Raw genomic sequence first — 21,765 nt, forward strand, 5'->3', positions numbered from 1 at the left:
TCACTCCTCGACCTTGAATCCCACCTTCATGCCGACCTGGAAGTGCTGGACCGCGCCCTCGTCCAGGTGCAGCCGGATCTGGGTCACCTCTGCCCAGTCGAGATTGCGCAACGTCTTCGACGCGTCGCTGATGCCGCTGCGGATCGCCGCGTCGACGCCCTCCGGGGAGGAGCCGACGATCTCGGTCACGCGATATGTGTTGGCCATGCGAGGGCGTGCCCTCACTCCGGGGAGGCGAAACCTCACTCCCGCTGCTCAGGCCAGCCCACGGACCGTCCGGGCAGGCGCCCTCGTACCGGCGATACCGGCGACCATCTCCAGGGTCCGGCGCGTCTCGGGCACGTCGTGCACCCGGAACACTCGGGCTCCCGACCAGGCGGCGACGGCGGTGGCCGCGAGCGTGCCCTCCAGCCGATCGGCCAGCTCCGCATCCAGCATCTCGCCGACGAAATCCTTGTGCGACAGCGACATGAGCACCGGATAGCCGGTCGCGACCAGACGATCGCAGTGCCGGAGCAGGGCCAGCCCGTGCCAGGTGTTCTTCCCGAAGTCATGGGTCGGGTCGATCAGGACCCCCTCCTTCGGCACCCCCAGCTCCACCATCGACCGGGCCCGCTCCTCCAGCTCGTCGACGACCTGGCCGACGACGTCGTCGAAGCGGGTCCGATGAGGACGCGTACGCGGGACCAGGCCCCCGGTGTGCGAGCAGACGATCCCCGTCCGGTACTCGGCAGCGACCTCGGCCAGGCCGGGGTCGGCACCCGCCCAGGAGTCGTTGAGCAGGTCGGCGCCCGCGTCACACGCCCGGCGGGCGACCTCGGAACGCCAGGTGTCGACGCTGATGACCACGTCCGGATGCCGCTCACGGACCGCGGCCACGAACGGCACGACCCGCCGGGTCTCCTCGGTCGCGTCCACCGGGTCACCGGGACCGGCCTTGACCCCGCCGATGTCGACGATGTCCGCACCGCCGGCCACCGCGAGATCGACCGCCGCCATCGCGGCGTCGAGCCCGTAGGTCGCGCCACGGTCGTAGAACGAGTCCGGGGTCCGGTTCACGATCGCCATGATCGCGGCGCGTCCATGATCCGGGCACCGGCGATCACCGAACTGCAACGGGCCCACCGCACCTCCACCGGTTCGGCCGGAAGCAACTCCGGCTCCTCTATAGCTACCCGAAACGCGAATCAAGGTGTCACACCGGCCCACGCCCGCGACGGGCGCGTCCACCGGGACGCCCCCCGCCTACCTCGCCGCGGACCCCACGGACAGCGAGGTCAGCGTGTCGAACCCCTCGGCGAGCAGCACCGCCAGGTCCTCCTGGCCGTCCGAGTCCGCCCAGTGCGCGACGGCGATGTCCATACAGTCCAGTGCCGCAGCCACCAGCACGGCGAGCCGCACGGGGGGCCGGCCGCTGTGCCCGGCCCGTTCGGCGAGCGCCGCGGTCAGGACCGGGCGCCAGCCGTGCCGCTTCTCCGCCTGCCGCGACTGCAGGGCGGGGGTGCCCAGGATGAACCGGGTCATGGCCAGGGCCGCCTGGGGATCCTGCAGGTAGAAGGGCACGACACCCTCCAGGGACCGGCGCAGCGCGGTCCAGTGGTCCTCGTCCGCGGGGCGCGCGCGCAGTTCCTCGGCGAAACCCATCGCGTGGTCGTCGAACGCGCTGAGCACCGCCTCCTCCTTCGTGCCGAAGTAGCGCAGGAGCGTGCTGCGCGAGACACCGGCGGCCGCGGCCATCTCGTCGACCGTGACCTTGTCGAAGCCCCGTTCCCTGGAGAGCTCGAACGCGGTCCGGGAGAGCGCCGCACGAACGGCGTCCCTGGCGATCGTGCGGGTGTGTGCGGGTGCGGACATGGACCTGAGTCTAGCAATCGAGACGTGGTTGCCTCTCTGAGAGTAAATCCTTATCCTGATACTCAGTTTCACCTCTGCTGGCGCGTTCCAGTGCCCATCACGTCGCAGTGCCCGTCGCAGCGGAGCACGTGAGAAGTCAGGAGACAGAGTTGTCGCTGAAGGATTTCTATGTCGTCTCGGGCGACACCCACATCATCGAACCCGCCGACCTGTTCAAGACCCGGTTGCCCAAGAACCTGCGTGACCGGGCGTTGTGGGAGGAGGAGTTCACGCTCGACGAGCCGATCGTCGAGGGCGGGCACACCGAGTTCAAGAAGCTGCACACCATCGGCTTCGACGGCTGGACCGTGTCGAAGTACCGCCAGTTCGGCGGCCCGACGCCGGACGGCGACCCGGAGAACATCATCCGGGACATGGACTCCGAGAGCGTCGACGCGTCGGTGATGTTCCCGAACCTGTCGCTGTTCGTGCTGTTCACCGACGACCACGAGCTGTCCATGGCGCACGCGCGGGTCTGGAACGACTACGTGGCCGAGCGCTACGTGCCCTACACCGACCGGATGCGACCGGTCGCGGCGATCCCGATGACCGACGTCGCCGACGCGGTCGCCGAGATCGAGCGGGTGGCGAAGCTGGGGATCAAGGGCATCATGCTGCCCGCGACCCACACCGAGCCCTACTACCGGCGCCACTACGACGCGGTCTGGTCCGCCGCGGTCGCCAACGGGATGACCGTGTTCTTCCACTGCGCCACCGGCGGGGTCATGGCCCGGGAGAACAGCTCCGAGACGGCATCGACCGTGCGCGGCATGATGACCGCGGTCAACATGGGCAAGGGCAACCTGAGCGACGACATGGTCGCCGGCCGCACGCAGGGCGCGGGCACCACCGGGGCGGAGGTCCCGCAGCGACTCATCGCCGAGCTGATCGGCGGCGGTGTGTGCGAGCGGTTCCCGGACCTGCACTTCTCGCTGATCGAGTTCAACGCCAACTGGCTGGTGTCCTACTTCGGGTTCATGGACAAGGCGTGGCGGACCGGGATCGGGCAGGACCCGGACTGGTGGCTGGGCTTCTGGGACGACGACCGCGCGCCGAAGGACCAGCCGGCGATGGGCCAGCTGTTCAACATCAACGGGCAGTGGCCGTACCCGCTCAAGCCGAGCGAGTACCTGCAGCGCCAGATCCACGTCCAGTTCGCGGACGACCGGGTCGCGGTCCAGGCGCGGCACATCACCGGCATGTCCACCCTGCTGTGGGGCAACGACTACCCGCACGCGGAGGGCACGTTCCGCGGTAGCGAGGACTGCGTGGCGGACAACTTCGCCGGGGTGCCCGACGACGAGAAGGCCGTCATCCTGGGCCACACGCTCGCCGGGCTCGTCGGTCTCGACTCGAGCAAGAAGGTCGCCAGGACGCCCGACCGGGCCACGAACGCGGGGCCCGTCTCCGTCTGAGTTCGCTGAATCCGAGGTAACCGAATCGTCGGCCCCGGGTCCATATGGACCCGGGGCCGACGTCATGATGCGTTCAGGGCCGTTCGGTCAGTCCTCCAGCACGCCGCGGTCGAACCGCAGGGTCGGGAAGCCCCCGGCCTCGTCCTCGGCGATCATCTTCTGCAGTGTCGGGCGCCCGGTCGGGTTCAGCAGCTGCCGGACCGGCTTACCGGGGATGTTGGCGCCGTAGAAGTAGCTGCTGGACAGGAACGACGACCGGCCGGCGTTGTCGTTCATCATGTCGGTCCACCGCTGCTCGGCGGCCTCGTCGACCTCGACGACGCGGTGGCCGTGCTCGCGCGCGTAGGACAGCACCGCCAGCGTGTAGTCCACCTGGTCACCGGAGTAGCGCGGGTTGTTGCCCGTGGCGCCGTGCGGTCCACCCGGGAAGAAGAGGTTCGGGAAGCCGGCCGTCAGGATGCCGAGGTAGGTCAGCGGGCCGTCCGCCCAGTACTTCTCCAGGGCGAGACCACCGCGCCCACGCAGGCCGAGCCGGTTGAGCGCGCCGGTCCCGAAGTCCCAGCCGGTGGCCCAGATGATGATGTCGAACTCGCGGTGCGCACCGTCGGCGGTCTCGATGCCGGTCTCGGTGATCCGGGTGATCGGTGTCTCCGGCAGCGAGACCAGGTCGACGTTCGGGTTGTTGTAGGCCTCGTAGTAACCCGTACCGAACGGCGGGCGGCGGCCGCCGAACCCGCTGTCGGTCGGGATCAGCTTCTCCGCGGTGACCGGGTCGGCGACCAGGCCACGGACCTTGGCCGCCACGAAGTCGCACCACTCGGCGTTGACCTCGGGGTTCGTGGTGAGGTCGATGTAGCCCTCGGTGAGCTTGCGGAAGCCGCCGGAGTTCCACAGCACCTCGAAGAGGGCGGCCCGCTCCTCGGCGGTGTGCTCGGTGGAGCTGATCCCGCGCATCTGGTGGTCGAAACCGCTCGGCGAGGTCAGCAGCACCTCGCGGATCCGGTCGAAGCCCGCCTTGATCCCGGCGTTCTCCTCCGGGGACATCGGTGCGTTGTTCAGCGGGGTGACCCAGTCCGCCTTCATCTGGAACACGGTCAGGTTCGCGACGTCGCCCGCGATGGCCGGGACGATCTGCACCCCGCTGGAACCGGTCCCGATCTGCGCGACCCGCTTCCCACGGAAGTCGACGGGCTCGGCGGGCCAGCGGCCGGTGTGGAACTGCGGGCCGCCGAAATCCGTGCGTCCCTCGATCGCCGGGACGAACGGCACGGACAGGTTGCCGCTGGCCGCCACGAGGAAGCGGGTCCGGTGGACGTCGCCGGCCCCGGTCTCGACCGTGTAGGTGCCGGTGGCCTCGTCGAACACCGCCGAGACGACCTCGGAGCCGAACCGGATGTGCCTGCGCAGGTCGAACCGGTCGACGACGTAGTTGAAGTAGCTCTCGATCTCGGGCTGCCCGGCGTACCGCTCGGTCCACTCCCACTCCTGCCACAGTTCGGCGGAGAACAGGAAACCGTAGGAGTAGCTCTCCGAGTCGAATCGCGCCTCCGGATAGCGGTTCCAGTACCAGGTACCCCCGACACCGCCACCCGCCTCGAGGAGCCGGACCGTGAAGCCGGCGTCGAGGGTCCGGTAGAGCTGGTCCAATCCGGTCACTCCGGCACCGATGATCAGGACGTCGACGATCTCCTCGTCCCGGATCCCGTCCACCGCATCCGGCGCCCTCGACGGTTCGCTCATGGTCACCTCTGTCTCGTCGGACGATCCGGTCGTCGTCGACCGGTCGGCTCTCTCGGGAAGAACACCAGTATTACTGTCACTGGCGTCAGTGTCAGCTACTCTCGTGCGGTCCGGCGGAGGCGCCGCCGATCGAGGGAGCAGCGGATGAACGCACGGAGCACCATCGACCTGACCACGATGCGGACGCTCGGTGCGGGCCTGCGGTTCCCGGAGGGCCCCGCGGCCGACCGGGACGGATCGCTGGTCGTGCCGGAGATCGAGGGGGCGGCCCTCGTGCGGGTCCGGCCGGACGGCACCCGGGAGACCATCGCCGAGGTCGGCGGCGGCGCCAACGGCTGCGCCTTCGGCCCGGACGGTGCGATCTACGTGAGCAACAACGGCGGGTACGTCTTCGCCGAGGCCGACGGGGTGCGGTTCCCGGTCGGTGCCGCCGAGGGCTACGCCGGCGGGTCGGTGCAGCGGGTCGACCCGGCGACCGGCGCGGTGGACACCGTGTTCACCGAGTCCGGCGGCGTCCGGCTCGGCGGCCTCAACGACATCGTGTTCGACGCCGCGGGCGGCTGCTACATCGCGGACACCACGGTCGGCGCGATCCACTACGCCGATCCCGTGGCCGGGACGATCCGGGTGGCGGCGTCGGGGCTGCGGGGCCCCAACGGAGCCGGGCTCTCCCCGGACGGCACCCGGTTCTACGTCTCGGAGACCTACTCCGGCCGGGTCCGGGTCTGGGAGGTGACCGGCCCGGGCGCACTCGTCGAGCTCCCGGACCTCTACCAGCACACCGGGCAGGACCTGCACATCCACTGGGACGGCCTCGCCGTCGACGGCGCCGGGAACGTCTGCGTCGCCGACGGGCCGGAGTCCGGTGTACTGGTGCTCGGTGCGGACGGGGAGGTCCGCGGCCGGGTCGTCCTCCCGGTTCCGGACCGCTACGTCACCAACCTCTGCTTCGGCGGCCCCGCGGGCGACACCGCCTACATCTGTTCGGGTGGTCGCGGAACCGTCTACGAGATGCCGTGGCCCTGGCCGGGCCTGCGCCTGCACTTCCAGCCCTGAGCGCCACATCACCGGGGGCGGCGGGACAGGACATCGTCCATCCCGCCCTCGGCGCGCCACCGCCGGACCAGTGAGGTGAACTCCACCGGGCCGCCGCCGAAGCCCTCGCTGCGCTTGCGCGGCCTGCCCTCGGAGTTGTAGTACCCGGGCGTGCACTCGGCGAGGAAGGCCTGCATGGACACCGCCCGCTCCCGGATCGTCCCGACCCAGGCATCCTCGACCTCCGCGGTCGGCTCGACGAGCACCCGGCCGCGCCGCTCGGCCTCCGCGACCACCGCGCCGACGTGCTCGCTCTGCTCCTCCAGGATGTGCACGAAGTTGACCGACACCGCGTTCTGCGTGCTGCCCAGGTGGAACAGGTTCGGGAAGCCGCGGCTCACCCAGCCGTGCAGCGTGCGCAACCCGTCCGCCCAGTACTGCGCCAGCGTGATCCCCCCGCGGCCGCGCACGTCGGCACCCGCCCGGACCGCCGGGTCCGACCCGATCTCGAATCCGGTCGCGAAGATGACGACGTCGACGGGGTGCTCGACGCCGTCCACCACCAGGCCGCCGCCGGTCATCCGTTCGACGCCCTGCCCGGCGGTGTCCACCAGCCGCACGTTGTCCCGGTTGAAGGCCTGCAGGTAGCGGTCGCTGAACGCGGGCCGCTTGCACATCTGCCGGTACCAGGGCTGCAGGGCCGCCGCCGCCTGCGGGTCCTCGACGATCTCGGTGACCCGGGCGCGCAGCTCCGCCATCTTCTGGTGGTCGGCCAGCTCGATGGCCAGCGCGGGATCCTCCTCCGTGCCGCTGCGCAGCCGCTGCCGGCCGCGGACCGGCGCCGAGTCCGTCCACCGGTCGCCGACCAGGTCCTCGTCGGCCGCTCCCCCGGTCACCAGCAGCAGGAAGTTCTCCCGCCGGCGTCGCTGCCAGCCCGGCTCGAGGTCTGCCCACCACCCCGCGTCGGTCTCCCGGTCGTCGCGGCGGTCGACCGTCGACGGGGTGCGCTGCACCACGACGAGCTCGCGGCAGTGCGGCGCGATGGTCGGCACGACCTGGATCCCCGTCGCCCCGGTCCCGATCACCGCGACCCGCTTGTCCGCGAGCCCCGGGTAGTCGGCCATACCCTCGGTGCCACCGGTGCAGGCGTAGTCCCAGCGGCTGGTGTGGAAGGCGTGACCCGCGAAGTCCTCGATGCCGGGGATACCGGGCAGCTTCGGCTTGTTGAACGGCCCGCTGGACACCACCACGTACCGCGCGGTGAACGCGTCCCCGCGGTCGGTGCCGACCTTCCAGCGGCCGGCCTGTTCGTCCCACGCCAGTGAGGTGACCTCGGTGTGGAACAACGAGTCCCGGCGGAGGTCGAAGTGGTCGGCGATGCGTTCGGCGTGCCGCCGGATCTCCGAGCCGGGCGCGTACTTGCGGCTCGGCATCTCGCCCATCTCCTCCAGCAGCGGGAGGTAGATGTAGGACTCGATGTCGCAGGCCACGCCCGGGTAGCGGTTCCAGTACCACGTCCCGCCGACGTCGCCCGCGGTGTCGACCAGCCGGATCCGGTCCAGTCCCGCCTTGCGCAGGTGGGCACCCGCTGCCAGGCCGCCGAACCCGGCACCGAGGATCACGGCGTCGACCTCGTCGCTCACCGGTTCGCGCGCCGCGGGCGGGTCCGACCAGGGGTCCTGCGCGTACCCGGCGAGATCACCCGTCGGGCGCAGGTACTGGGCGGCGCCGTCCGGCCGGATCCGCTTGTCCCGCTCGGCGCGGTACCGCTCGCGGATCGCCTCCAGGTCCTCGGGCAGCAATGATCCGTTGTCCGGTGTCGGGGTCGCATTCATCCGTGTCACGTCCTCGTCGTCGCTCGTCGGGTGGCCCGGGCCGCTGCGCATCACGTGGTGGGTTCCGCCTCGAGCGAGGCGAGGAACTCGGGGCTCGCCGTCCCGGGGCGGAGCTTGCCCATGCCGGGGAAGCCGATGGCGTAGCCGCCGTCGACCGGCAGCACCGCGCCGGTGATGAACGACGCCTCGTCACTGGCCAGGAAGAGCACCGCGTTCGCGATCTCCCCGGCCAGGCCCCAGCGGTCCATCGGGACCCCGGCGGGCCGGCCGATGCCCTCCGGCGGGGTGGCGTGCTGCCTGCTCATGGGGTGCAGGCCGGTCCAGATCGAGCCCGGTGCCACGACGTTGACCCGGATGCCGTCGTCCACGTAGTCGAGGGCCGCGGACACCGACATCTGGTTGACCCCGGCCTTCGCCGCGCCGTACACGGCGTGGTGCCGGAAGCCGACCAGCGACGTCGCCGAGGAGACGTTGACGATCGACCCGCCGCCGGCCTCCTTCAGCACCGGCACGCCGTACTTCATGCAGAAGAACGTGCCGCGGATGTTCGTGCCGTGGACGCGGTCGAAGTTCTCCGTCGTCTGCTCGTGCAGCGGCATCAGCCCGCCGCCGAACCCCGCGTTGTTCACCAGGACGTCGACGCGGCCGAACCGCTCGACGGCCTCGGCGAACATCCGCCGGACGTCGTCCTCCTCCCCCACGTCGGCCCGCACGCCCACGGCCTGCTCACCGATCTCCTCGGCGACCTGCCCGGCGTTCTCGCTGCGGCCGACGCACACCACGCTCGCGCCCTCCTCGGCGAAGCGCAGCGCCGTCGCCCTGCCGATGCCCGATCCCGCGCCCGTGACGAGCGCGACCTTGCCCTTGAGCCGCATGGCCGTCCCTTCTCCCCGCCGCCGGGACTCAGTTGAGGTAGCGGCCGCCGTTGACGCTCAGCGTGTGCCCGGTGACGTAGCCGGCCTCGTCGGACGCCAGGTAGGCCACGGCGTGCGCGATGTCCTCGGGCTGCCCGGAGCGCTTCATCGGCATCCGCGCGGCGACCTGTGCCGGGTCGCTGATGTTGGACCGCATGAGCGGGGTGTCAACGAAGCCCGGGGGCACGTTGTTGGCGGTGATGCCCTGCTCGGCGAACTCCATCGCGAGCGCCTTGGTGAAGCCGATGACCCCGCCCTTGGCGGCGACGTAGTGGGCCATGTTCGGCGAGCCGCTCTGCGCCGACGACGACGAGATGTTGACGATCCGGCCCCAGCCCGCCTCGACCATGTCCGGGATGATCGCCTTGGTGACCAGGTACGGGCCCTTCAGGTCGATCTCGACGGTCTCGTCCCAGTCCTGCTCGGTGAGCTCCAGGAAGGCCTTGGGCTTGGTGATGCCCGCGTTGTTGACCAGGATCGACACCGGTCCCAGCTCGGCGCGGGTCCGCGCGGCGGACTCGGCCACCGGGGCCGCCTTCGCGCAGTCCCCGGCCACGGCGATGGCCTTGCCCCCCGCCTCACGGATCTGCGCGACGGTCTCCTGCGCGCCGGCGGCGTTCAGGTCCCACACGGCGACCGCGGCACCGTGGGACGCGAGCACCGTCGCGCACGCCCGGCCGATGCCGCTGCCTCCGCCGGTGACGACGGCGTTCCTGCCTTCCATGGACATGTTTCTCCTCTTCGTCGAGTGGATCGGGTGGTCAGGGTTCGCCGGCGGAGCCGGCCGGCCTCACTCCGCCGGGCGCAGGTGGGACATGAAGGCGCTGACGAAGTCGCCGAGATCCGCCGGGACCGTGTAGCCCTTCTCGTCCACGACGGTGTCGAGGTTGGCGGCGACGTCCTCGATGGTCGGGGCACCGTCGGTGTGCAGGTAGCCCGGTGTCGCACCGATGAAGATCCGGCTGAACCGGCCGGCGCCCGCGGCGAAGATCTCGCCGGTGCACGGGCACCTCTCGTGCGCGAGCAGCCCCACCATCGGCGCCACCAGCGCGGGGTCCATCGCGGCGGCGGGGCCGCTGTCGTCGCCCGCAGGCGGCACGTCATCCCGGTTCGTGCTCGGGTGCCCCGCCATCCGGGTCCAGGCGTTGGGCGAGATCACGTTCGCCCTGATGCCGTGCTCGGCGCCACGGATCGCGGCGTTGCGGGTCAGGCCGATGATCCCGGCCTTGGCCGAGGCGTAGGCCAGGTTCTCCGGGACACCGAACATCCCGACCGACGTCGTGGTGACGATCCGCCCGTAGCCCTGGGTCGTGAAGTGCGGCCAGGCCGCCCGGATCACGTTGAAGGAACCGAGCAGGTGGACGTCGAGATGGGACTGCAGGTACGCGGCGTCCGCCTCCGGCAGGCCCATCCAGCGCATGATCCCGGCGTTGGCGACCAACGAGTCGATCCGGCCGAACGCGTCGAGGGCGGCGTCCACGATCTGCGCGCCACCCCCCGGTGTGGACACATCGGACCCGTTCGCGACGGCGCGCCCGCCCGCCGCGATGATCTCGTCCACCACCTGCTGGGCGGGACCGGCGTCGGAGCCGTCGCCCTCCTGGGTGCCGCCCAGGTCGTTGACCACCACCTGCGCGCCGCGCGCCGCGAGCAGCTGCGCGTAGGCGCGGCCGATGCCCCGCCCGGCGCCGGTGACCACCGCGACGCGGCCCCCGAAGTCGTACTCGGCCATGCTGTGTCCTTCTCTCGGAGTGGTGGGGAGTGTTCAGGTCGTCGCGAGCCGGAACCGGCGGACCTTGCCGACACTCGTGCGGGGCAGCTCGTCGATCACGGTCCAGTCCCGTGGGCGGGAGGCCGGGGTGAGGTTGTGGCGCGCCCAGTCCTCGAGCTCAGCCGGGTCGGGCGGGCGCGCCGGGTCGCGCGCGACCACATAGGCCACAGGGACCACGTCACGGATCGGATCGGGCCGGGCGACCACAGCCGCCTCGAGGACCCCGGGGGCCTGGGCGACGGCCGCCTCGACCTCGCTCAGGCTGACGTTCTCGCCCGACACCTTGATCACGTCGTCGACCCGGCCGACGAACCGGAGCACGCCGTCGGCACCCTGCGACACCAGGTCGCCGGTGGCGAACCAGGTCCCCTCGTCCGTCTCGCGGAACGCCTTCGCCGTGGTGGCCTCGTCGTCCAGGTACCCGGCGAACAGGTCGACGCCGGGAGTGCCGAGCACGATCAGCTCGCCCGGGGCATCGGGCCCCGAGCCGGTGCCGGCCGGCTCGACCCGGACCCGCCTGCCGGGTACCGGCCGGCCGATCACGTCGTGCCGGGCCGGATGGGAGGTGTCCGCGCAGACGATCGCGACGGTCTCGGTCATCCCGTAGAGCTGACGCGGCCGTACCCCGGCCAGCCCGGCGAACTGCGCGTGGTGCTCGGCCCCGAGGCTCTGGGCGAACCACACGTGCTCCAGGTGCAGTGGCTCCTCGTCGGCCGGACAGCGCGCCAGGATCATCCGGATCGGGGCGGCGAACAGGCTGGCGTGGGTGACACCCAGCTCGCGGGCGTGCCGGACCCAGCCGGAGGCGCTGAACACCGCGCTCAGCGCCACGCTCGCGCCGACCGCGATGGCCGGGGCGAAGCAGTAGTACTGGGCGTTGGCGTGGAACAGGGGCAGCGTCACGTGCCAGCGGTGCCGCGGCTCCAGCGCCGACGCCCGCGCCATCACCCCGGCGACCGTGGCGTAGGTGGCCTGGGTGAGCACCACGCCCTTGGGCGCCGAGGTGGTGCCGGAGGTGAACATGACGGCCAGCCGGTCGAGCGGGTCCACCCGGGCCGGTTCGCCGGCCGGCCCGTCCAGCGGAGCGCCGGCCACGACGTCGGACGCGTCCTCGGCCAGTTCGAGCACCGTCGCCACCTGCCCGGCCGCACCCTCCCGGTACGTGCCGGCACGGGCGGTCGCGCACACGCCGACCACCGGGGCGACCCGGCGGACCTGGTTCGCGACGTCGCGTGCGGCCGACTCCGGGTCGGCCGGGACCAGCCAGGCCCCCAGCCGCGACACCGCGAGCCACAGCGCCACGAACGCCGGGCAGTTGCGCAGCACGACGTGCACCGCGGATCCTTGCTCGACGCCCGCAGCGCGCAGCGCTCCCGCCGCCGCGGCCACCACGAGATCGAACTCCCGGTAGGTCCACTCCGAACGCACCCCGGACTCGGAGCGGAAGAGCAGGAACGTCCGGTCACCGTGCTCGCGGACGGCCGAGTCCCAGACCTGCTGGAACGTGGTCATACAGCGTGCCCTCCTGGCCGGTGCCGGGTGTCAGACGGTCGCGACGGGCGTCAGCGGGCTGCCCTGCGTTCCGGGCAGCCGCAGCGGCGGGGCGGTGAGCAGAAACCGGCTGCGGCCGTTCTCCCGGAGCCAGTCCGCGAGCTCGGCCAGCAGCCACAGCTCCCCCAGCGGGATCCCGAGCTTGAACAGGCAGAGCTGGTGGATCGGCAGCAACGTGTCGGGGTTCGCGGCGTCGGGCGCCGGCCGGGAGACCCCGGCCCCCTCGACGGCCACGTTGTCCGCGACCAGTGCCGACAGCTGCGAGTCGGTGATCCACTGCAGCAGTGCCGGGTCGTACCCGTCGAGGTACGGGCCGATCGAGTTCACGCGCTCCGGGTCCGGCCTGCCGTTCCACTCGAGCAACTGGGTGTCGGTGCCGGTGTGCAGCAGCACCATGTCGCCCGGCTCCACGACGATCCCGTCGCGAGCCATGACGTCCTGCAACGTGGCGTTGTCGACCGGCTGGTTCTCGGTGCCGAGATGGTGTGCGAGGTCGATCAGCACCCCGCGGCCCTGCACCCCGTGCGCGGCCATGTGCTCCATACCCAGGTGCCGGGCGAAGCTGGTGGTGCCGCTGCCGTCGCCCTTGGCGTCGGTGACCGGGCCGATGATGTCGGTGTGCGCGCGGAACCCGTTGTAGTACACGGCCTCCGGCACTCCGTCGGCGTCCGCGTCGAACTCCGCACCCTGGTGACACAGGGCGTCCCACTGGGTGGAGTACTGCATCCACATGGTGACCTGGTCATCCGACCACACGTCGTTGTAGCCGGGGTGCGCGAACTCGCGGGCGCGCATGTTGTAGAAGACCTCGGGGTTGTGCGCGAGGTCCTCGGTGGGCTTGAGGATCGGCGGGTAGCGCCGCTGGTTGCTCGACGAGCCGCCGGGCAGGTCCAGCGGCAGGCTGAGGCTGAAGCTGATGCCGTGCTCGACCTCTGCGACCCCGTGGAGCACCTTCTGCCGGGTGAGCAGGTTGATCCGGCCGAGCTCGTCGTCCTCGCCGAACTCGCCCCAGTTCGACCCGGGCGGGCGCTGCTTCCAGCGCTGGGTTCCCGACTGTCCGGTCATGGTCGTCCTCACCAGCTCACGGGGAGCTCGTAGATGCCGTACGCCTGGGAGTCCTCTTTGAACCGCAGCTCGGTGAAGTCCGCGGCGAGGCTCAGGGTCGGGATGCGGCGGAACAGGGTGCTGTACACGACCTGCAGCTCGATGCGCGCCAGCTGCTGCCCGACGCACTGGTGCGGCCCCCAGCCGAACGCCAGGTGGTGCGCGGCCTGCCGGGTCAGGTCGAGGGTCTCCGGGTCCGGGAACGCCGTGGGATCGAAGTTCGCCAGTGCCAGCGAGGTGATCACACCCTCGCCCTTGCGCAGAGTCACCCCCGCGACCTCGACGTCCTCGACGACGGCGCGGCGGGCCAGCAGGTGCGGGATGGTGAGGTAGCGCAGCAGCTCCTCGACGGCGCCGGCGACGTAGCGCTCGTCGTCGGACCGCTCGCGCAGCTCCGCGAGCTGGTCGGGGTTGCTCAGCAGGATCGCGGTGCCGAGCGTGATCATGTTGGCGCTGGTGTCGTGCCCGGCCACCAGCAGCATCAGGCCGAGGCGCTGCGCCTCGTCCATCGCGAGCACGCCCTCGCGGATCTTCTCGCCGAGGTCGGTGAGGACGTCCTCCTGCGGGTCGTCCATCTTCTGCTCGATCAGGCCCGTGATGTAGTCCCACAGGGCCTTCTGGGTGGCCGCCCCCTCCTCCGGGGTCTTGGTCACCGAGGTGACGACCGCGGCGTGCTTCTGGAAGAAGCGGTGGTCCTCGTAGGGAACGCCGAGCAGCGCGCAGATCAGCAGCGACGGCACCGGCAGTGCGAAGGACTCGACGAGGTCGGTCGGGTTGGGCCCGGCCAGCATGTCGTCGATGAGGTCGTCGGTCATCCGCTGGATCTCGGGACGCAGCAGCGCCATCCGCTTGCGGGTGAAGGAGTTCGTGAGCATCCGGCGCCAGCGGGTGTGCTCCGCACCGTCGGTGTTGTTCAGGCCCGGCTCCATGTGCGGGGCGTGGGCCTTCATCGCCGGGCTCGTGATCGGGTAACCGGCGGTGCCGATGTTCGCGCTCAGCTTGTCGCTGAGCAGCAGCTCCCGGCCGGCCTCGTGCGAGGTGGCGAGCCAGGTCGGCCCGTCCCAGGTCTGGACGCGGAGGATCTTCTTCTCCGCATCGTGCAGGGCGCGCATCGCCGGCGGCGGCGCGAAGGGGTTCTCCTTCGACCGCGTGGACGGGTACTCCGGCAGGCCTGCCGTGTCCTCGGTGAATCGGGAATCCTCAGTGGACTCAGTGGACTCGGTGGCCCTGGTGCTCGTGGTCTCGGTCATCAGCTCTCCTCGGGCGGCGTCGGTGGTGGGCGACGGCGGGCGCTAGTCGACGACCGTGATCGCGAGCGCCGGGCAGACGGCCGCGGCCTGGCGGACGTCCTCGGCCAGCTCGGCGGACGGTTCCTCGGCGAGCAGCACGACGACGCCGTCCTCGTCACGCTGGTCGAACACCTCGGGTGAGGCCGCGACGCACTGCCCGGCCGCGACGCACCTGTCCTCGTCGATCAGGATCTTCATCTTGTCTGCTTCCTCGAGATGGTTCGCCGGACGGAGGTCGCCGGCTCAGTCCCGGTAGCCGGGCTGGGTGCGTTCGAGCCGGCGGAGCAGCGAGGGCCACTCGCGGTCGTTGGAACCCGTGAGATCGGTGGCCCAGGTGAGCGCGGTCTGCTCGATCACCTCGACCGGCGGGACCCGCAGCGGACGCCCGGTCGCCTGGGCGAGCAGCTGGGTACGCGCCGACTTGTCCAGGTAGAAGGACTCCACGAACGCCTGCGCGACGCTGCGGCCCACGGTCAGCGTGCCGTGGTTGCGCAGGATCAGGGCGGTGTTGGCGCCGAGATCGGCGATGAACCGCTGCTGCTCGTCGAGGGTGAGCGCGATGCCCTCGTAGTCGTGGTAGCCGACCTTGCCGTGGAACCGCATCGCGTGCTGGGTGAGCGGCAGCAGCCCCTCCTCCAGGATGGACAGTGCCATTCCGGCCTCGGTGTGCAGGTGCATCACGCAGCCCGCATCCGCCCGGGCGCCGTGGATCGCGCCGTGGATCACGAAACCGGCCGCGTTGGGCGCGTACGGGCTCTCCCCGACCACCCGTCCCTCGATGTCGATCTTCACCAGGTTCGAGGCGGTGATCTCGTCGAACGCGAGGCCCAGCGGGTTGACCAGGAAATGGTGCTCGGGGCCGGGCACGCGCGCCGAGATGTGGGTGTAGATCAGGTCGTCCCAGCCGAAGTCCGCACACAGCCGGTACGCCGCGGCGAGATCCCGGCGGACGGCGACCTCGGCCTCGGTCGCGGGCCCCGTGTCCGGGATGCTCGTGACCGGCATCTCGAACGACGTGAAGCCGAGCGTGGATTCCTGCGTCAACGTCGTTCCTCCGGTTCGGCGCCAGTGGCGTCCGGCGACCCGCCGGCGATGGCCTCGCCATGTGACCACCGCCATGCCGGGGCAGGAATGGAGGAACTGACCCGTTCTGCGGGACGCGATGGTGCAACCTCCCCCACGGCCGACCCATACTCCGCCCGTGACCACCGTCGATGTCCGCAGCTGGCTTCATCTGCTCGACGACCACCGCCCGGCGGAGGCGATCGAGGACCACCGCCGCAGCCTCCTCGAGCAGGGAGCCGAGGCCGCCACGGTCGACGCGGACGCCGCGCGCGCCCGCCGGATCGGGCGTCAGCTCGACGACCACCGGCGGCAGGTGGACGAGCTGACCGTGCTCGACGACCTGGCGCGGCGGCTGACCACCCTGCGCGACCCGCGCGAGGTCCTCGACGAGGTCTCGGTGCAGGCCCGCCGGCTGCTGTCGGTCGACGTCACCTACCTGATGTTGTTCCAGGCCGACGGCGCGCTGCGCACCGAAGTGGTGTCCGGTGCCTACGGCACCGCGTTGTACGGCATCGTCCTGCGCCGGGGAGCCGGGATGGCGGGCGAGGTGCTCCGCACCGGGCGGCCCTGGACGAGCCGCGACTACCTCGCGGATCCGACGTTCCCGCACGTCGCGGAGGCGGACCTGGCCGCGGCCGGCGAGGGACTCGTCGGGATGCTCGCGGTCCCGTTGCGCGTCGGTGCGGAGACGATCGGGGTGCTCTGTGCCTCCGCGCGCGAGCCCCGCCGGTTCGACGACCGCGACATCGAGCTGGCGTCGAGGCTGGCCTCGCACGCCGCCGTCGCGATCTCGAACGCACAGCTCTTCGAGCAGTACCGGGAGGCCGTGAGCGAGCTGAAGCAGGCCAACGCGGCGCTGCGCGGCACCGTCGCCTCCCGCCGGCAGCTCAACGAGCTGCGGGACCGGTTGAACAAGCACCTGCTCGGCAGTTGCCGGTTCGCCGACCTGGTGCGCGAGCTGCGGCGCGAGGTCGGCGGGACGATCGCCGTGTTCGGCCGGAACGACGAGCTGGTCGACGGCGAGCCCGGGCTGACACTCAGCGGGCTGACCGGTGGCCCCGCCGGCGCCGAGATCGCCGCGAGCCCCTCGGCCCAGCTCTGCCTCGACGGCCCGGACGGACCGGCGGTCGTCACCCGGATCTGGTCGCCGACGGGATACGGCGGCTGCCTGGCCGGGGTCGCGACCGGCGGCGAACGGATCGACGACCTGGCCGCGCTGCTCTCGGTCGGCGCGACCTCGATGGCGCTCTACATCGCCGCCCAGCTCTCGATCTCCGAGGCGGAGCTGCGCACCCGCGGCACGCTGCTCAGCGCGCTGCTGTCGAAGGACATCCCCGAGGAGACCGTCCTGCGCCGGGCGGCCCTCGCGCGGGTCGCCGTCGACCGGGTCTCCGCCGTGGCGGTGTTCCAGCTCGAGGACCGCGACAGCCGGGTCGTGACGACGCTCGCGCACCGGCTGGCCGACACGCTGGACGGGTGGAGCGCGGAGCACGCCGGTCTCGCGGTCGCGCTGGTCGCCGGGGCCACGGCCGAGCAGACACGCGCGAGGCTGACCCGGCTGGCCGGGTCCACTCTGGCCACCACGGTCGGGATCGTCGACGTGGGTGGCGGGATCGCCGCGATCCGCGACGGTTTCGAGGTCGCCCACCAGACCGTGACCGTGCTGCGGGCGCTGGGCCGCGACGACGAGTGCGCCGTGGCCGCGGAACTCGGGTTCTACCGCCCGCTGTTCAGCGGGGCCGGACGCGGCGAGATCCGCGCCTTCGTCGAGCACACGGTCGGCCCGCTGCTCGAGCACGACCGCAAGCACGGCAGCGAGCTGGCCCCGACGCTCGACACCTTCCTCGCGATCGGCCAGAACCACACGCGCGCCGCGGCCGAGCTCCACGTGCACCCGAACACGCTCTACCGCCGGCTGGACCGGGTCACCGCCCTGCTCGGCGACGGCTGGCGACGGGCGCCGCGCACGCTCGAGGTGCAGCTGGCGCTCCACCTGCTGGAGATGCTCGGCAAGGTCTGACCCGCCGTCCCGCTACGCGGTCGTCACGGCTGGACCCAGAGTGTGTCGGCCCGCAGCGAGCCGAACCCGTACTGGGCGAGCCCACCGACGTTCGTGCCCGAGATCGCGCCGCTCGCGGTGCGGGTCAGCCACGGGAGCACGTGCAGCTCGTTCAACCGCTGCATCAGCGCGTCGTAGGTGGCCGTGCGCTCGGCGGGGTCGGTGGCGCTGCGGCCCGTGGCGAGCAGCGCGTTCACCTCCGGATCGTCGAGCCCGGTCATGTTCTGCGCGGAGTCACCGGAGAACGCGTTGGACATCCGCGGCTCGGGGTCCACGAACGCGGCGGTGCTGATGGTCGCCTGGAAGTCGTGGCTGGTCTGCAGCCCCTGGATCGCCCCGGAGTCGACCGTGGTGACCTCCATGTTCACGTTCGTGAACGCGCTCAGCTGCGCCTGGACGGCCTCGGCCTGCGACCGTGACTCGGTCGACGACGAGGAGATGAACGTGAACGTCACCGGCTTGCCCTCGGCCGCCAGCTCGTCGAACAGCTCCTGCGCCCGGGCCGGGTCCGGGGAGCCCGCGGGCTTTCCGGTGTGCAGCGGCGACGACGGCGTGAACGCCGTGTCCACCAGCGACGCCGCGCCGTTGAAGGCCGACACGTTCACCGCCGCCGGGTCGATCGCCGCGGCGAACGCCTCGCGGGCCCGCGGATCGTCGAAGGGGGCCGTGCGCGTGTTCAGCGCGACGTACACCCCGCCGTTGAGGGACAGCACGTCCCGCGCCAGTCCCGACTCCTCGGCCTTCTGCAGGTTCCGCCAGCTGGGCTCGACCGCCACGTCGGCGCCGCCGCTCACGACGGTGTTGAACCGCTGGTTGCCGTCGCTCGACGGCCGGGTCGTGAGGGTCTCCAGGTACGGGCGCGGCGCGTCCCAGAACCGCGGGTTGCGGACGAACTCCGTCGCGTCCTGGCGGCGCCACTCCTTCAGCGTGAACGGACCGGCGCCCACCGGGTTCGCGTCGAACGCCTGCCCGCCCTGCGCCAGCGCCGCCGGAGAGGCGATCCAGTTCAGCGAGGAGGTGACGATCGAGTAGGGGAAGCTCGGCGTCGGTTCGGCCATCGTGACCGCGAGCGTCGCCGGATCGGTCACCTCGGTCGACGCGACCAGCCGTGCCTCGCTCAGGTAGAGCGACCCGGTCTCCGGGTCCCGCATCCGCTCCCAGTTCGCCTGCACCGCGGCGGCGTCGAGCGGGGAGCCGTCGCTGAACGTCAGCCCGTCCCGCAGCGTGAGCCGGAAGGTCTTCCCGCCGTCGTCGGTGGTGAACGCCGTGGCCATCGACGGCACGATCTCGCCGTTCTCCGGGTCCGTCAGCAACAGCGCCCTGTAGAGCGCGTTGCCGATGAAGCCACCGGCCGCGGTGTTGTTGCCGATCTTCGCCGGGTCCAGCGTCCGGACCTCGTTCGGCATCAGCACCGTCGCCGAGCCCCCGGAGACCGGCTCACCGGTGGCGGCGCCACCACCACCGCCGGCGACAGCGCCGCCACCCGCACACGCGGTGAGCAGCATCGCCAGTACCGCCGCCGTACCTGTCACCAGGCCGAGCGACCGCTTTCGGATCATCATGTCCTCTCGTCCCGGTCCGTCGGCGGACCGGGATGACGTGTTCTCGGGTCGGAGTCGGGAGCAGGATCAGGACGGCTGGAAGGTCAGCGTCCGCCTCGCAAGGCGCCAGGCGCCGTCCTCGAGACGCAGGACGTCGTCGTAGCGCCCGACACGGGCGACGCCCCAGCCGGCCTCGCCGTGCTTGAGGAACACCAGATCGCTGATCGCCGAGATCTCGTCACCCGCCCCGGTGACCAGCGTGTTCAGGGTCAGGTGCCGCTGCGGGCCGGTCGGGACCACGGCGGCGTAGAGCGTGCGCAGCGCGTCGGTCCCCGTGACGGGGTCCATGCCGGGCAGCACGGAGACGGCGTCCGCGGTGAAGAGGGCGACGAGGTCGTCGGTCCGGCCGTCGTCCAGCGCGTGGCAGTAGGCGGCGAGCGTGGCCCGCACACCCTCCGCGACGTCGGCGGAGACGGAGGGCCCGGTGGCGGTGGTCATGAGGTGCTCCCTGCTGTCGGGATCGGGTCGGGCGCGGTCGGGCCCACGAGCGGGAAGTGGCAGGCGACGCTCTGGTCCGGCCGCACCTGCCGCATCTGCGGCTCCTCCACCGCGCACCGCTCCCGGGCCAGCGGGCAGCGCGTCCGGAACCGGCAGCCCGACGGCGGGTCCAGCGGCGAGGGCACGTCGCCCTCCAGCGCGGGCCCCGCGAAGCCCCGGTCCGGGTCGATGAGCGGCACCGAGTCCATCAGCGCGCGGGTGTAGGGGTGGGCGGGTTCGCCGTAGACGATGTCGGCATCGCCGAACTCGCAGACCGTGCCCAGGTACATCACCAGCACGTCGTCGCTGATGGCGCGCACCACCCCGAGGTCGTGCGCGATGAACAGGACGGTGAGTCCGTACTCCGCCTTGAGCTCCTCGATCAGGTTCAGCGTCTGGGCCTGCACCGAGACGTCGAGCGCGGAGACCGGCTCGTCGCAGATCAACAGCGACGGGTTCAGCGCGAGCGCGCGGGCGATGGCGACGCGCTGCGCCTGCCCGCCCGACAGCTGCCGCGGCAGCATCTCGGCGAACCGCTCGCCGCCGAGACCGACCTGCTCGAGTACCCGCTTCGCCGTCGCGGCCCGTTCCTGCGATCCGGCTCCCGCGACGGCCAGGCCCTCCACCACGATCTCCTTGACCGGCCGGCGCGGGTTCAGCGACGCGACCGGATCCTGGAAGATCATCTGCATCGACCTGCGGAGCTCGCGCATCCGCGCGTCGCCGACCTGGTCGATGCGTTCCCCGGCGTAGGTGATGGTGCCGCCCGCCGGCCGGTTGAGCCGCAGCACGGCCCGTCCCGTCGTGGACTTTCCGCAGCCGGACTCCCCGACGATGCCCAGGGTCTCGCCCGGCAGCACGTCGAAGCTGACCCCGGAGACCGCCTGCACCACACCGCCCTCGGTGCGGAAGCGGACGACGAGGTCCTCGACGGTGAGCAGCGCGCCGTCGCGCAGGTGCGCGGCGCGGCCCGGGCTCTCGAGAGTGTCCACCGACCCGTTCGTGGTGTGCTCAGCGGTCAACGAGATCACCTCCGGAGTGCGCGGGCGCCGCCACCGGATGGCAGCAGGCGACGTCGTGGTCGGAGCCGACCGAGGTCACGACGGGGCCGGGATCGGTGCACCCGGTGGTTGCCGCACCGCAGCGCGGGGCGAACCGGCAGCCCGACGGCGGCGAGACCGGATCGGGCAGCGATCCGGGGATCAGCCGTAGCGGGGTGTGCCGCTCGTGGTCGATCGTCGGCGCGGCTCCCAGCAGGGCGTGCGTGTAGCGGTGCCGGGGGGCCTCGAACACCTGCCGGGTCGCGCCGATCTCGGCGAGCTTCCCGGCGTACATCACGGCCGTGCGGTCCGTCCGGCCCGCGACGACCGCGAGATCGTGGCTGATCAGGATCATCGACGTCCCGCGGCTGCGCTGGATACCCCGCAGGAGGTCGAGGATCTGGCGCTGCACGGTCACGTCGAGCGCGGTGGTCGGCTCGTCGGCGATGAGCAGGTCGGGTTCGCACGCCAGCGCGATCGCGATCATCACGCGCTGGCGCATGCCGCCGGAGAGCTCGTGCGGGTAGTTCCGCAGCCGCTCCTCCGGGTCGGGGACCCCCACCTCGGCGAGGAGCCCGAGCGCCCGCTCCCGCGCCTCGGAACCGCTGATCCCGAGGTGCTTGCGCATCCCTTCGGTGAGCTGCCGTTCCACCCGCACGACCGGGTTCAGCGAGCGCCCGGGATCCTGGAACACCATCGCGATCTGCTTGCCCCACACCTGTTCCCGCTCCTTGGGCGGCAGCGTGAGCAGGTCGCGCCCCTCGAACACGACCTCTCCCGAGCAGCCGGAGCGATGCGGCAGCAGACCCATGATCGCCTTCGCCATCACCGACTTGCCGGACCCGGACTCGCCGACGACCCCGAGCGCCTCCCCCCGGCCGAGGGAGAAGGACACGTCGTCGACGGCCCGCACGGCACCGCGCGCGGTGCCGATGAACGCCTTGAGGCCGCGTACCTCCAGGGCGGGCACGGGGCC

Annotated in this window: 20 protein-coding genes; 3 read left to right on the forward strand and 17 right to left on the reverse strand. The window is 71.6% G+C overall.

Annotated features, from left to right (window positions below; all coding sequences use genetic code 11):
- The 3 genes from JOF36_RS22620 to JOF36_RS22630 form a co-directional block, all read right to left on the reverse strand.
- Window positions 1–189: a dodecin gene (locus JOF36_RS22620; RefSeq protein WP_372447402.1), complete on the reverse strand. Its 189-nt coding sequence runs from the start codon at window positions 187–189 to the stop codon at window positions 1–3.
- Window positions 190–255: 66 nt separating this feature from the next.
- Window positions 256–1,068: a dihydropteroate synthase gene (gene folP / locus JOF36_RS22625; protein ID WP_210030587.1), complete on the reverse strand. Its 813-nt coding sequence runs from the start codon at window positions 1,066–1,068 to the stop codon at window positions 256–258.
- 177 nt (window positions 1,069–1,245) lie between these two features.
- Window positions 1,246–1,854, reverse strand: a complete 609-nt coding sequence (locus JOF36_RS22630) for a TetR family transcriptional regulator (protein WP_210030589.1) — start codon at window positions 1,852–1,854, stop codon at window positions 1,246–1,248.
- Window positions 1,855–2,003: 149 nt separating this feature from the next.
- Here JOF36_RS22630 and JOF36_RS22635 point away from each other — a divergent pair, with 149 nt between their 5' ends.
- Entirely contained in the window at window positions 2,004–3,308 is a 1,305-nt protein-coding gene (locus tag JOF36_RS22635) for an amidohydrolase family protein (protein ID WP_245350941.1), read from the forward strand.
- Between the two features lie 87 nt (window positions 3,309–3,395).
- On the opposite strand, the gene JOF36_RS22640 is transcribed toward JOF36_RS22635, so the two are convergent.
- Window positions 3,396–5,048: a flavin-containing monooxygenase gene (locus tag JOF36_RS22640; RefSeq protein WP_210030591.1), complete on the reverse strand. Its 1,653-nt coding sequence runs from the start codon at window positions 5,046–5,048 to the stop codon at window positions 3,396–3,398.
- Window positions 5,049–5,192: 144 nt separating this feature from the next.
- Here JOF36_RS22640 and JOF36_RS22645 point away from each other — a divergent pair, with 144 nt between their 5' ends.
- Window positions 5,193–6,104 (forward strand): SMP-30/gluconolactonase/LRE family protein, encoded by a 912-nt coding sequence (locus JOF36_RS22645; RefSeq protein WP_210030593.1) that lies wholly within the window; start codon window positions 5,193–5,195, stop codon window positions 6,102–6,104.
- A gap of 8 nt (window positions 6,105–6,112) precedes the next feature.
- Here the strand turns inward: JOF36_RS22645 and JOF36_RS22650 are convergent, their stop codons facing one another.
- From JOF36_RS22650 to JOF36_RS22690, 9 genes are all read right to left on the reverse strand, one after another.
- A complete protein-coding gene (locus tag JOF36_RS22650) occupies window positions 6,113–7,918 on the reverse strand; it encodes a flavin-containing monooxygenase (protein ID WP_210030595.1) in 1,806 nt (601 codons plus the stop codon).
- Window positions 7,919–7,968: 50 nt separating this feature from the next.
- On the reverse strand, window positions 7,969–8,793 hold the full coding sequence (locus JOF36_RS22655) for an SDR family NAD(P)-dependent oxidoreductase (protein ID WP_210030597.1): 825 nt from the start codon (window positions 8,791–8,793) through the stop codon (window positions 7,969–7,971).
- 28 nt (window positions 8,794–8,821) lie between these two features.
- Window positions 8,822–9,556, reverse strand: a complete 735-nt coding sequence (locus tag JOF36_RS22660; RefSeq protein WP_245350942.1) for an SDR family NAD(P)-dependent oxidoreductase — start codon at window positions 9,554–9,556, stop codon at window positions 8,822–8,824.
- 66 nt (window positions 9,557–9,622) lie between these two features.
- Entirely contained in the window at window positions 9,623–10,564 is a 942-nt protein-coding gene (locus JOF36_RS22665) for an SDR family NAD(P)-dependent oxidoreductase (protein ID WP_210030602.1), read from the reverse strand.
- Window positions 10,565–10,597: 33 nt separating this feature from the next.
- Entirely contained in the window at window positions 10,598–12,115 is a 1,518-nt protein-coding gene (locus tag JOF36_RS22670) for a class I adenylate-forming enzyme family protein (RefSeq protein ID WP_210030603.1), read from the reverse strand.
- A 30-nt stretch (window positions 12,116–12,145) separates the two neighbouring features.
- Window positions 12,146–13,219 carry a cyclase family protein gene (locus JOF36_RS22675; protein WP_210030604.1) on the reverse strand — a complete coding sequence of 358 codons (1,074 nt, stop codon included), beginning with the start codon at window positions 13,217–13,219 and terminating at the stop codon, window positions 12,146–12,148.
- 8 nt (window positions 13,220–13,227) lie between these two features.
- Window positions 13,228–14,508 (reverse strand): cytochrome P450, encoded by a 1,281-nt coding sequence (locus tag JOF36_RS22680; protein WP_210030605.1) that lies wholly within the window; start codon window positions 14,506–14,508, stop codon window positions 13,228–13,230.
- A 42-nt stretch (window positions 14,509–14,550) separates the two neighbouring features.
- Complete coding sequence (locus JOF36_RS22685) at window positions 14,551–14,745, reverse strand: ferredoxin (protein ID WP_210030607.1); 195 nt, start codon at window positions 14,743–14,745, stop codon at window positions 14,551–14,553.
- 45 nt (window positions 14,746–14,790) lie between these two features.
- A complete protein-coding gene (locus JOF36_RS22690) occupies window positions 14,791–15,591 on the reverse strand; it encodes a class II aldolase/adducin family protein (protein ID WP_210030608.1) in 801 nt (266 codons plus the stop codon).
- Between the two features lie 157 nt (window positions 15,592–15,748).
- On the opposite strand from JOF36_RS22690, the gene JOF36_RS22695 reads away from it, so the two are divergent.
- Entirely contained in the window at window positions 15,749–17,632 is a 1,884-nt protein-coding gene (locus tag JOF36_RS22695) for a helix-turn-helix domain-containing protein (RefSeq protein ID WP_210030609.1), read from the forward strand.
- Window positions 17,633–17,655: 23 nt separating this feature from the next.
- On the opposite strand, the gene JOF36_RS22700 is transcribed toward JOF36_RS22695, so the two are convergent.
- The 4 genes from JOF36_RS22700 to JOF36_RS22715 all read right to left on the reverse strand — a co-directional run bounded on the left by JOF36_RS22700 (window position 17,656) and on the right by JOF36_RS22715 (window position 21,759).
- Entirely contained in the window at window positions 17,656–19,233 is a 1,578-nt protein-coding gene (locus JOF36_RS22700; protein ID WP_210030610.1) for an ABC transporter substrate-binding protein, read from the reverse strand.
- A gap of 66 nt (window positions 19,234–19,299) precedes the next feature.
- Window positions 19,300–19,710: a nuclear transport factor 2 family protein gene (locus JOF36_RS22705; RefSeq protein WP_210030611.1), complete on the reverse strand. Its 411-nt coding sequence runs from the start codon at window positions 19,708–19,710 to the stop codon at window positions 19,300–19,302.
- Window positions 19,707–20,771: an ABC transporter ATP-binding protein gene (locus tag JOF36_RS22710; protein ID WP_245350944.1), complete on the reverse strand. Its 1,065-nt coding sequence runs from the start codon at window positions 20,769–20,771 to the stop codon at window positions 19,707–19,709. Before JOF36_RS22710 ends, JOF36_RS22705 begins: the two co-directional genes overlap by 4 nt.
- On the reverse strand, window positions 20,761–21,759 hold the full coding sequence (locus JOF36_RS22715) for an ABC transporter ATP-binding protein (protein ID WP_210030612.1): 999 nt from the start codon (window positions 21,757–21,759) through the stop codon (window positions 20,761–20,763). The genes JOF36_RS22710 and JOF36_RS22715 overlap by 11 nt, the downstream gene beginning before the upstream one ends.
- Between the last annotated feature and the right edge of the window lie 6 nt (window positions 21,760–21,765).

It is taken from the genome of Pseudonocardia parietis, assembly GCF_017876315.1.
Lineage (GTDB): Bacteria > Actinomycetota > Actinomycetes > Mycobacteriales > Pseudonocardiaceae > Pseudonocardia > Pseudonocardia parietis.

Bases quoted from the DNA above. Each gene is read 5' to 3' on its own strand.
- folP (WP_210030587.1), bottom strand. From the start codon at position 1,068: ATGGCGATCGTGAACCGGACCCCGGACTCGTTCTACGACCGTGGCGCG.
- JOF36_RS22630 (WP_210030589.1), bottom strand. From the start codon at position 1,854: ATGTCCGCACCCGCACACACCCGCACGATCGCCAGGGACGCCGTTCGT.
- JOF36_RS22640 (WP_210030591.1), bottom strand. From the start codon at position 5,048: ATGAGCGAACCGTCGAGGGCGCCGGATGCGGTGGACGGGATCCGGGAC.
- JOF36_RS22645 (WP_210030593.1), top strand. From the start codon at position 5,193: ATGAACGCACGGAGCACCATCGACCTGACCACGATGCGGACGCTCGGT.
- JOF36_RS22650 (WP_210030595.1), bottom strand. From the start codon at position 7,918: ATGAATGCGACCCCGACACCGGACAACGGATCATTGCTGCCCGAGGAC.
- JOF36_RS22655 (WP_210030597.1), bottom strand. From the start codon at position 8,793: ATGCGGCTCAAGGGCAAGGTCGCGCTCGTCACGGGCGCGGGATCGGGC.
- JOF36_RS22660 (WP_245350942.1), bottom strand. From the start codon at position 9,556: ATGGAAGGCAGGAACGCCGTCGTCACCGGCGGAGGCAGCGGCATCGGC.
- JOF36_RS22665 (WP_210030602.1), bottom strand. From the start codon at position 10,564: ATGGCCGAGTACGACTTCGGGGGCCGCGTCGCGGTGGTCACCGGCGCC.
- JOF36_RS22670 (WP_210030603.1), bottom strand. From the start codon at position 12,115: ATGACCACGTTCCAGCAGGTCTGGGACTCGGCCGTCCGCGAGCACGGT.
- JOF36_RS22675 (WP_210030604.1), bottom strand. From the start codon at position 13,219: ATGACCGGACAGTCGGGAACCCAGCGCTGGAAGCAGCGCCCGCCCGGG.
- JOF36_RS22680 (WP_210030605.1), bottom strand. From the start codon at position 14,508: ATGACCGAGACCACGAGCACCAGGGCCACCGAGTCCACTGAGTCCACT.
- JOF36_RS22685 (WP_210030607.1), bottom strand. From the start codon at position 14,745: ATGAAGATCCTGATCGACGAGGACAGGTGCGTCGCGGCCGGGCAGTGC.
- JOF36_RS22700 (WP_210030610.1), bottom strand. From the start codon at position 19,233: ATGATGATCCGAAAGCGGTCGCTCGGCCTGGTGACAGGTACGGCGGCG.
- JOF36_RS22705 (WP_210030611.1), bottom strand. From the start codon at position 19,710: ATGACCACCGCCACCGGGCCCTCCGTCTCCGCCGACGTCGCGGAGGGT.